The following is a 9417-nucleotide window of genomic DNA, read 5'->3' on the forward strand; positions in this document are numbered from 1 at the left end:
TCGGTCCTGGGCCCCACACTCCTCACTCGGGGGCGCAGGACGGGAAAGTGAAGCATACATTGGCTCTTTGGGCGCTGCCCTCGGGCTGGGCTGCCCGCGAACTCCAGCGGGCTTCGGGTACTCCATATTCCGTGTGGGCGCTTGGCAGCGACATTTGGGCGCTGGCCAAAGTGCCCGGCGTGCGCACAGTGCTTGAAGGCGTGATCCGCGGGGCAGCCTGTCGTTTCGCCGACGGGTTGCAGTTGGGTCAAGATGCCGAGGTGATATCCGGCCTGCCGTTCGATTTTCTGCCGAGTAGTCGCCGCCTGGGCGCAGTCCGCGTGCGGCCGGTGGCCACAGCGCCACCTTATCGGCTGCTGTTCCTGGGTCGATGGCATGCGAACAAGGGGGTCGACCTCCTGCTCGAAGCCCTGGCAATGCTTGATGAGGCAACCTGGGCGCGAATCGGGCTGGTGCACATCGCGGGAGGCGGGCCGATGGACGGCTTGGTGCGGGAGCGTGCTGCCGCCTTGTTGTCCGCCGGTCGCCCGCTGAAGCTGGATGGATTCCTCGACAACCTCGCGGCCTGCTGCGCCCTGGAGGCCGCCGACTACCTTCTGATTCCCTCTCGTGTCGAATCCATCCCGGTTGTTTTCTCCGATGCACTCAAGATGAAACTACCCGTGGTGTCGATGCCAGTCGGTGACATGCCCGCATTGGTTTCCAATGCCCCGGCTTGCGGCGTGCTTGCTGGCTCGGTGAGCGCGCTGGCGTTCGCGCAGGCAGTTTCTTCTGCTGTCATGGCCCAGCCGGCGTCGTTCCAGCAGGGCATCGTTGATCGCCAGGCGGCATTCAACCTGGATCAGGTTGCGTTGCGGCTGGTCGCTTCCTTCCAGGCGGCCAGCAATGCGTGAACAAGCAGTGTCCATTCCGAAGTGGGGTCGTGTTGGCCGCAGTGGCAAGGCTGAAGCCATACGAGACACGATCTTTCTTGCAAGCCACGCCAAGCCCACGGGTCGTTGGATGGACGTTGGCTGCGGAAATGGAGAAATGGCCGCGTTCCTGGCCCCTTCCGTGTCATCAATGGTGGGAGTGGATCCGGATCCTTGGCCGAGTTGGCCCCAGCTTGGCCGCGACCATTCCAACCTGACACTGCGTACCGCTTTCTTCGACGGAGTCGACTGTCCTTTCCCGGCGGAATCCGTTGACGTGGTTGTTTGCAACCAGGTCTATGAACATGTTTCCAATCCCGAGGCGCTGATTGGCAACATCGCAAAGGTGCTCGCGCCGGGCGGAGTGTGTTACTTCGCCGGGCCAAACCTGCTGTGGCCGATCGAGCCACATGTCTTCTGGCCGCTGGTTCATTGGCTGCCCCGAAGCACCGCCCAACGCTTGATGAAGGCATTGGGTTCGCGCAAGTTCAATGAGCTGGACGCTTACTCAACTCATTTCCTGAGGCTGCGCGGCTGGTTCGCCCTGCATGGACTGGAGGTGCGAAACGCGATTGGCGAGAGGCTCTGCGTCGAGCTACGCAGGCGCGGTTGGGCATCGATGGCGGCAGTGGTGCATTCATTGCCCCCGCTGGTGTTTCGTTTGCTCGAGCCGCTGGCCCCAGGTTTTGTTTTCATTCTGGCGAAGCCACAGCGGGCCGGGATGATTTCCCCGGCTGAGGTTTCTGCGCAGCGAAGGCCGCAAGATGGGTGACTGGAGGACAGACGCCGCCGCTACCTCCTTGGCCACATCATGGGCTGTCGAGGGTGGCCACTTTTTCAGTTCGCCATCTTGGGCATCCATAGTGCAGGGCTTGGGATGCGAGCCGGCGTTTGCCTGGAGCGAAGAGCGCCAAAGTGGCCTCTTGGTCCCGGTGTTCAAAAAGGGGCCGGTCAGGCTAGGTTTCCTCGGGTTTCCGGTCGGCGCGACTGCGTTGAGCGGAGTGATGGCGGAAACTTACGCGGCTGAGGGAGCAGCGCTGGCGCAGCGGCTGCGGCTGGACCTGATTCGCTCGAACCGCAGCATCCGTGCCGAGGATGTCGGGGCCGGTCTGCGGCTGCCGGACGTGTGGCTGGACAAGCTGCCGGGGTGGCGACTCGAGAACAGCGCCCGGCTCGCCAAGGACATGGCTCATGCCCGGCGTGCGGCCAGGGCGGTAGTCATTTCGCTGGATATCCCGGGTCCTCTGGAGTTCCATCGTCTTTATTCCGAATTGGTCCAGGCGCGCAACGGTCGGGTTCGATACGGCCCGGAGTACTTCACCAGGCTGTTCGCCACGGCGTCCGGGTCGTCATCGGTGGTCGTCGCCCAAGCACGGGACGCGTCGGGTCAGTTTCTTGGCGCGTCGGTGCTTGCCATGGACGCGAAGGTTGGCTATTACCTCCATTCGGCCGTCCTGCCTGCGGCCCGCCCGATGGGGATCAGCGACCTGCTCCTGGAAAGGCTGATAATCGCGGCACAAGAGCGAGGCATGGAGCACTTCAACTTCATGGTCTCGCCGCCCGGGCAAGCCGGTTTGGTGCGTTACAAGAAGAAATGGGGTAATCGGGAGTCGGTGGTGCTGGCAAGGGATACCGCAGGCACGTTGCTCGGCCAGGCAGCTGTCGCTGCCATTGGCTGGATGGCACGATGGCGTTCAAGGAGCTCGTGATGGAGTTGACTTACTACTTTGGACTTGGCGACAACCTTCACGCGGCGTTGCGAACGTTCCTCTTCGGCGTCCGGAATCCGAGCCTGCGCATGGAGCGCGGCGTGCTGCTGAAAGGAGATCTCGCGAACTTGTCCGTGGGCAAAGGCGTGGTGATCCAGGCAGGCTCTGTCATTCACGCGGGCGGGCAGGGCTGGTGCGATGGTCGAGGCCGGGTCGAGATCGGCGATGGCGCCACCATTTCGCCCAACTGCGTGCTGTACGGATCGGGCGGTGGCGGCATCCGAATCGGGAAGCGGTTCGACTGCGGTCCATTCGTCGGGATCTACGCGAGCCGAACAGATTATGCAGCCGGCAACGGGCATGTCTTCAGGCCCGTTGTGATTGGCGATGACGTTGTGGTCTTTTCCCACGTGGTCATTTCCCCGGGCGTCACCATTGGCGATGGCGCGGTGATTGCGGCCGGATCCGTGGTGATCAATGACGTTCCGGCCGGCGCTCTTGTCGCGGGGGTGCCTGCCTGCGTTGTTCGCTCGTGCGCCAAACGTTCAGCCTGATTACGGAGCTGTCTTCCGGTCAATCAACCAGCCGAGGGCAAAGCTGAGCACATCCACCACGACCTGCCAAAGACGGAAAACCACGGCAGCAGTCACTATCAAGCTGGCAGGGATCCCCGGCAGCAGCAAAGCACCCAAGGCCGCGGCGGCGAGTTCCCGTATGCCTATTCCGGCCGGGACGATCACCACCAGTGCGCCGAGGATATTGCCAAGGTAAAGCACGGCAAGCACGCCTGCGAGGTTTTCGCGCGGCACCGCATCGCCGATGGATAGCAGCAGTGCGGTGGATGCGAGCAGGTTCGCCACCATCGAGACGGAAATGCCGATCGCGCTGTCCCGGACGGTTCCGGGAGCCAGCGCTGGCTCGTTGCGAATATCCATGCGCAGTGCCATTCGTGGCGCAAGCCGCCGCGCGACTGCCGCGACTGGCAGCACGACGACCATGGTGCCCGCGAGGGGACCAATCACAAGTGCCGCGGCGAGACCGCGCAGGGAAAAGTGGTCAAGGCACAGTAGCCCAAGTGCCAGAAGGTGCAGCATCGAAATCAAGAACAGCTGCAGGTTCGCGATGGTGATGGTAACCGCGCGTGCAGAGGGCCCCAGGATGGCGGCCTGAACGAATACGGGCCAGATCTTGCCCGGAAGGTACTTGCTGGGCTGCGACAGCAGGAACGCCGCCATTGTCTTCCTGGCCGATCCGGGTCCACTGCGACCAGGCACCAGAAGAGCGAAAATTCGCGCCTGTACAAGCGTGAACAGCACGCCCGCCACGATTGAGGCAGCCAGGTAGTCGGCTCTCAATACGCCAAGTGCACCTGCTATTTCGGTCCTGGCATCCCATGCCAACCAAACCAGCAGCGCACAGCTTGCCAGAGTGGCGACGGTGCGCAACGCGCTCCGATGACTCCGGGACGCGACCGACGGGGGATTTGTCGAGGCTGTCACGACGCCAATTTTGTGACCGCAGCGACTACGCGCTCCAGATCCTGGTCCGTCAGCTTTGGCGACATGGGCAGGCTGACGGTCTCCCTGCCAATCTTCATCGCATTCGGCCACTGCTCGGGACGCCAGCCGAACCGCTGCTGGTAGTAAGGATGTTCCGGGATGGAGAGGTAGTGCACGCCGGTTCCGACGCCCAGGGCATTCATGCCGTCCAGGAAATCATCGCGCGAAAGCCCGAAGCGATCCCTGTCGATCAGCACCGTGTACAAGTGCATCGCATGGCGGGTGTCGGGTTCGGGTGGCGCCGGCAGCTCCAGGGGCAGCGGGGAAAGCGTCTGCATGTAGTAGTCCCAGGCTCGCTGTCGTCGTAACAACGCAGATTCGACGCGTGCAAGTTGGTGGATGCCGATGGCGGCCTGCAGGTCCATCATGTTGTACTTGAAGCCGGATTCAACCACTTGGTAATGGCGATAGCCTTTGTCGCTGAATCGATGCCAGGCGTCCTTGTCCATTCCGTGCAGCGCCAGGACGCGCGCCTTGGCGAGCAGCGCCGGGTCGCGCGCAAGGATCATTCCTCCCTCGCCAGTGACCACGTTCTTGGTCACGTAAAAGCTGAAACAGCCGAAGTCACCGAACGTGCCTGCCTCGACGCCGCGGTAGCGAGTCTCGATGGCGTGCGCACAATCTTCGATGACCATCAGGCCGTGTTTGTTGGCCAGCGCCATGATCCTGCCCATGTCGCAGGGGCGGCCGGCGAAGTGCACCACTACGATTGCGCGCGTTCTCGGTGTTATGGCCGCCTCGATCGCATCAGGATCGATATTCTGGGTCTGCGCATCCACGTCGGCCAGTACCGGCTGCAGGCCGGCATGCAGGATGGCGTTGATGGTGGCGCAAAAGGTCAGCGGTGTGGTGATGACCTCGCTGCCTGGCTCCAAACCGCAGGAAACCAAGGCGATGTGCAGCGCCGCGGTGCACGAGTTGACGCCTGCCGCATGGTCGGGCTGCAGACCCTTGTAGGCAGCGAACTGCGCCTCGAATCGAGCCACGCGCGGACCCGTGCCCAGCCAGCCAGACCGCATGCAGGCGTCTACCTCGGCGATTTCTGCTTCCTGGATGTCCGGAGCGGCAAAGACCAGGAAGGGCGGGTTCATCGGTGGCTCTCCAGAGGGGTCCATTGATCTTAAACCAGTCGTGCCAACTGGCTGGGCAAGGCTGTTTCAGCGGCAGCTGGAGGGCATTACCCGGTTGGTGCTGGCACTGCACGTCCAGAGGATTCCATCTCCGGCCGGCGTCGCCGTGAGGAACAGCGATTCCCCGGCAAGCCGGGAACTGGCGTTGGCGGAGAACAGGACGTCGATGCGGCCCGCAGGGTTGACCGTCACCGACTGTACGTAGCGCCCGCTGATGGAAGCTGGCGGCGCCAGCCCGGCGCTGGCATTGTCCGCAGGGTACTGGCCGGTCTGGCTGAAGTGGATTGTCATCGCCGTCCGCGCGCCCGTTGCCAGGCTGAAGCCTTCCGCGGCCTGCGCTTTCGCGACGCTGTCCTGGTAAGCGACGATCGCGATAGCCGCCAGGATGCTGAGGACGGTCAGCACGATCATCAGTTCCACCAAGGTGAAGCCCAGCGAACGTTTCATGGTTCTCTCCTGGTCAGGGTGTTCTGAGTTTGCGTATCGCTTCCAGTTCTGCATCCAGTGACCCATCGCCGTTGGCCGCATTGAGCAGGTCCAACTCCTGCTGCAGCCGCACATCGTCGACCTGGCCGGAGGCCAGCATGAACTTGATCAGTCCGGCGCGCAGGATCGGATTCTCCGGCGCAATGTCGAGCGCCGCCTGCATCAGCGCCACGGCCAGATTCTTGTTGCCCATGACGTTGAAGGCAAAGTTGGCGTACTGGGCGTGCAGGCTTGAAGACCCGGGATTCCTGATCACGGCCGCGTCCAGGGTGGCCTGCAGCTGCCTGTCGTCAAGTTTGCATCCGAGGTTGATCCGGCAGTCGTTCAGGGCGAACAGGACCAATTCTTCCTGCGAAGTGGCCGCCTTGGCCATCATCTTGCGGCGAAGCTGGTCCCACACCTCCGGCGGCACCGGGCGACCAGCGCGGGACAGCATGATGATCTGACCCTGTTCGCCCAGCATGGAGTTCCCCGGCAGCGACGCCACGTGCTGGAACTGCTTGAGCGCCAGCGACCAAAGCACGTGTGACGTGTCGTCACCCGATATCGACAGCCAGTCGGATCCCAGCGCGTAGTTGGCCCTGACCGACTCGAAATTGCGGGCTGCCAGCGTGTTCGAAAGCCGCAGCGGGTTGGACCAGTCGCTGGCCTGCATGAAGGTAAGTCCGCCCAGCGACAGGATCGCTGCTGCCGCGATGCCCCGATATGTGCCGGCCTCCCAGGTCTTGGGCCAGCGGCCCCCGAGCGCGCCTGCCACCGCCAGGAGGATGCCGATCAGTGCGAAATAGTTTCGGTGCTCGAAGACCATCTCCAGCGGGATGATGTTGCTGGTGAGGGAGTGGGCGATGAAGAAGAATCCGATGCCGATCGCCACCAGCGGCCGCCGCCGGCGGACGCGGATGGCCAAAGCCGCCAGCCCCGCCAGCACGATCATGGACAGCAGGGTTGTCGGTGGCTTCATCAAGCCCGTCGATGGCCGGATGTGGTCGTAGTAGAAAAGGAAAGACTCCGGCGACGGCCAGGCCATTTGCAAAAGATGCATCGCCAGCACGCGTGGCTGCGTCAGCAGGCGCTCTACCCAGGTGAAATCGCGAATGGCATACGCATCTGCCGTCGCATACCTGGGAACGAGCCAGAACACGAATACGGCCAACGCCAGCAGCGCGCCGACCAGGAACGTGGTGGTCAGCGCTCGCGACCGCTCGCCGGATGCGTTGCGGAAGCCGAACAGCGTGAGTTCCAGCACGGCGAAGTAAGCAGGGAGCAGCAGCGCGCTCTCCTTGAAGCCGAGGCCGAGCAACATGGAAAGCATGGCTGCGGCCAGCCACCGCGCACCCGCCTGGCCCTGCAGCTGCCTGGAACGACCCGCGACATAGAAGAGAAGGGACAGCAGCGTGAATGACTGGACGCCGATTTCCATGCGCTGAACGAGGTAAAGCACGGTGGAAACCTGGATCGGATGCAGCAACCAGGCCGCGGCGATGAACCATGCCGTCAGATCGCCGGGCGCGGGGCCTTTTGTGGCCGCCAGCCGGAAGAGGTTCCGGCACAGCGCCCAAACCAGCAGGCCGTTCGCCAGATGCATCACAAGATTGGTGAGTTTCATGTTCCAGGGCGCCATTCCGGTCAGGAAATGGTTCACCGCGAAGCTGAGCATCGCCAGGCTGCGTCCCGACGCGCCGGCAACACCGCCATAGAAAGCAAGCTTCCACTGCGCCCATTCGTTGGCCGTCACCTTCCAATCAGGATTGAGTTGGAGGTTGGAATAGTCATCGAGCAGGAAGCCGCCGGACAGGCCGGGCCAATAAGCTGCCAGGCCGATGGCCAGCAGGATGATTGCCCCGAGGGCGGATTTGACGAAAGTGGTCATGACTTCCAGTGCACGTCGTTTCTTGCCAAAAAAACAGGGCCGCACGAGGCGGCCCTGTTGGAACAATGTTGCGCGCTGGAAATTAGACGCGGCAAGCAGCCGCGCGGAACTTCGGAGCGATGGTGCCGCCCAGGCAGGTCCAGGTGATCGAGCCACCGGCGTCCAGCGGGGTGTAGATGATGGTGCCGTTCTGGACCTTGGCGCTCGCCGCCGGGGCCGGACGCATCACCGCAGTGATCAGGCCAGCGCCGCTGACGGTGACCGACAGGGTGTACTTGCCGTTGATCAGGGTGTTGGTGGCGATGCCGGCAGCCACGTTGCTGGCCGGGAACGCGCCGCGGTCGGCGTAGAACTCGGCAACGGCGGTCTTGGCACCGGACGCCAGGCCCATGGCCTCGGCAACCTGCGCGCGCGCAACGTAGTCCTGGTAAGCCGGCAGAGCGATGGCGGCCAGGATGGCGATGATCGCGACCACGATCATGAGTTCGATCAGGGTGAAGCCTTTCTGGATGCTCTTCTTGATGTTGTTCATGGGTATTGCCCCTAGGGTTTTAAGTGATTGTCACGTGCTCGAACGGTTTGTCCCGTCCGTGGGTAGCCGTGCCGAAGCACGTGCGGGTGAAGCAATGCATCAACTGTGCCAACCGGGTTGGGGCCGGCACAAGGCGAACTATAGCCACATCAAACAACGCAAGGCCATCTGGAAACGGGACAAGTTCAGACCGCAGGGGTCGGTTTGTCAGAAAGTGACATCCCGCGTCACTTTAATGCCCGAGATCACTCCATCCCCAGCTTCTTGAGCTTGTACCTCAAGGCCCGGAAGGTGATGCCCAGCTGCACGGCGGTCTTGGTCTTGTTGTAGCGGTTGGCTTCCAGTGCCTTCTGGATGGTGTCGCGCTCCATCTGCTCGATGGCGTCGGGCAGGGCCGTGCCGTCGGTGCCTGCGGCGGTGGGCGACGGGGCCACGGCCTGGCGCAGCGGTACGTCCGCGTCCTGGCCGATCAGGCTGTCCACCTGGGGCAGGTACAGGTCGGCTACTTCGATGTGCTTGCCGTCGCACAGGGCCACGGCGCGCTCGAGGATGTTCTCCAGTTCGCGCACGTTGCCCGGGAAGGGGTAGGCCAGCAGCGCCGCCTCGGCCTCTTCGCTCAGCGCAGGCAGCGCGTCGGACTGCTCGCCGGCCAGGCGCGCCAGGATGGCGGTCGAGATCATCGCGATGTCCCCGCTGCGCTGGCGCAGCGGCGGCACGGCCAGCTCGATCACGTTGATGCGGTAGTAGAGGTCCTGGCGGAATTTGCCTTCCTCCACCAGCTTGGCCAGGTTCTTGTGCGTGGCCGACAGGATGCGCACGTCCACCGGCAGCTCGGCCGGTGCGCCCACGGGCCGCACCGACTTTTCCTGGATGACGCGCAGCAGCTTCACCTGCATGTGCAGCGGCAGCTCGGCCACTTCGTCCAGGAACAGGGTGCCGCCGTTGGCGGCCTGGAACAGGCCTTCCTTGTCGGCGTGTGCGCCGGTGAAGCTGCCCTTCTTGTGGCCGAACAGCTCGCTTTCCATCAATTCGGAGGGAATGGCGCCGCAGTTCACCGGAACGAAGGGGCCGGCCGCGCGCGAGCCCTGTTCGTGGATCAGCCGCGCCACCAGCTCCTTGCCGACGCCCGATTCGCCGCTGATGTACACCGGCGCCTGGCTGCGCGCGACCCGGCCGATGGTCTGGCGCAGCTGCTGCATGCGCGCCGAGTCGCCCAGCAG

General features: G+C 63.4%; 10 protein-coding genes. 4 read left to right on the forward strand and 6 right to left on the reverse strand.

Annotation, left to right across the window (positions count from 1 at the left end; translation table 11 throughout):
* Positions 1-47: 47 nt before the first annotated feature.
* The 4 genes from K0M70_RS15975 to K0M70_RS15990 all read left to right on the forward strand — a co-directional run bounded on the left by K0M70_RS15975 (position 48) and on the right by K0M70_RS15990 (position 3174).
* Positions 48-893: a glycosyltransferase gene (locus K0M70_RS15975; protein WP_290783751.1), complete on the forward strand. Its 846-nt coding sequence runs from the start codon at positions 48-50 to the stop codon at positions 891-893.
* On the forward strand, positions 886-1683 hold the full coding sequence (locus K0M70_RS15980) for a class I SAM-dependent methyltransferase (RefSeq protein ID WP_290783754.1): 798 nt from the start codon (positions 886-888) through the stop codon (positions 1681-1683). Before K0M70_RS15975 ends, K0M70_RS15980 begins: the two co-directional genes overlap by 8 nt.
* A gap of 232 nt (positions 1684-1915) precedes the next feature.
* On the forward strand, positions 1916-2620 hold the full coding sequence (locus K0M70_RS15985; RefSeq protein ID WP_290783757.1) for a GNAT family N-acetyltransferase: 705 nt from the start codon (positions 1916-1918) through the stop codon (positions 2618-2620).
* A complete protein-coding gene (locus K0M70_RS15990; protein WP_290783760.1) occupies positions 2599-3174 on the forward strand; it encodes an acyltransferase in 576 nt (191 codons plus the stop codon). Before K0M70_RS15985 ends, K0M70_RS15990 begins: the two co-directional genes overlap by 22 nt.
* Here K0M70_RS15990 and K0M70_RS15995 read toward each other — a convergent pair whose 3' ends face one another.
* From K0M70_RS15995 to K0M70_RS16020, 6 genes are all read right to left on the reverse strand, one after another.
* Entirely contained in the window at positions 3175-4065 is an 891-nt protein-coding gene (locus K0M70_RS15995; RefSeq protein ID WP_290783763.1) for a hypothetical protein, read from the reverse strand. It abuts the gene before it with no gap.
* 50 nt (positions 4066-4115) lie between these two features.
* On the reverse strand, positions 4116-5270 hold the full coding sequence (locus K0M70_RS16000) for a DegT/DnrJ/EryC1/StrS aminotransferase family protein (protein WP_290783766.1): 1155 nt from the start codon (positions 5268-5270) through the stop codon (positions 4116-4118).
* Between the two features lie 66 nt (positions 5271-5336).
* Positions 5337-5756, reverse strand: a complete 420-nt coding sequence (locus tag K0M70_RS16005; protein ID WP_290783769.1) for a pilin — start codon at positions 5754-5756, stop codon at positions 5337-5339.
* A gap of 13 nt (positions 5757-5769) precedes the next feature.
* On the reverse strand, positions 5770-7665 hold the full coding sequence (locus tag K0M70_RS16010; protein WP_290783772.1) for a tetratricopeptide repeat protein: 1896 nt from the start codon (positions 7663-7665) through the stop codon (positions 5770-5772).
* 82 nt (positions 7666-7747) lie between these two features.
* Positions 7748-8197 (reverse strand): pilin, encoded by a 450-nt coding sequence (locus K0M70_RS16015; RefSeq protein WP_290783774.1) that lies wholly within the window; start codon positions 8195-8197, stop codon positions 7748-7750.
* A gap of 245 nt (positions 8198-8442) precedes the next feature.
* The coding region (locus K0M70_RS16020; RefSeq protein WP_290783776.1) for a sigma-54 dependent transcriptional regulator at positions 8443-9417 on the reverse strand (975 nt) is incomplete at its 5' end.

Source organism: Arenimonas sp. (assembly GCF_019459675.1).
Classification (GTDB): domain Bacteria; phylum Pseudomonadota; class Gammaproteobacteria; order Xanthomonadales; family Xanthomonadaceae; genus Arenimonas.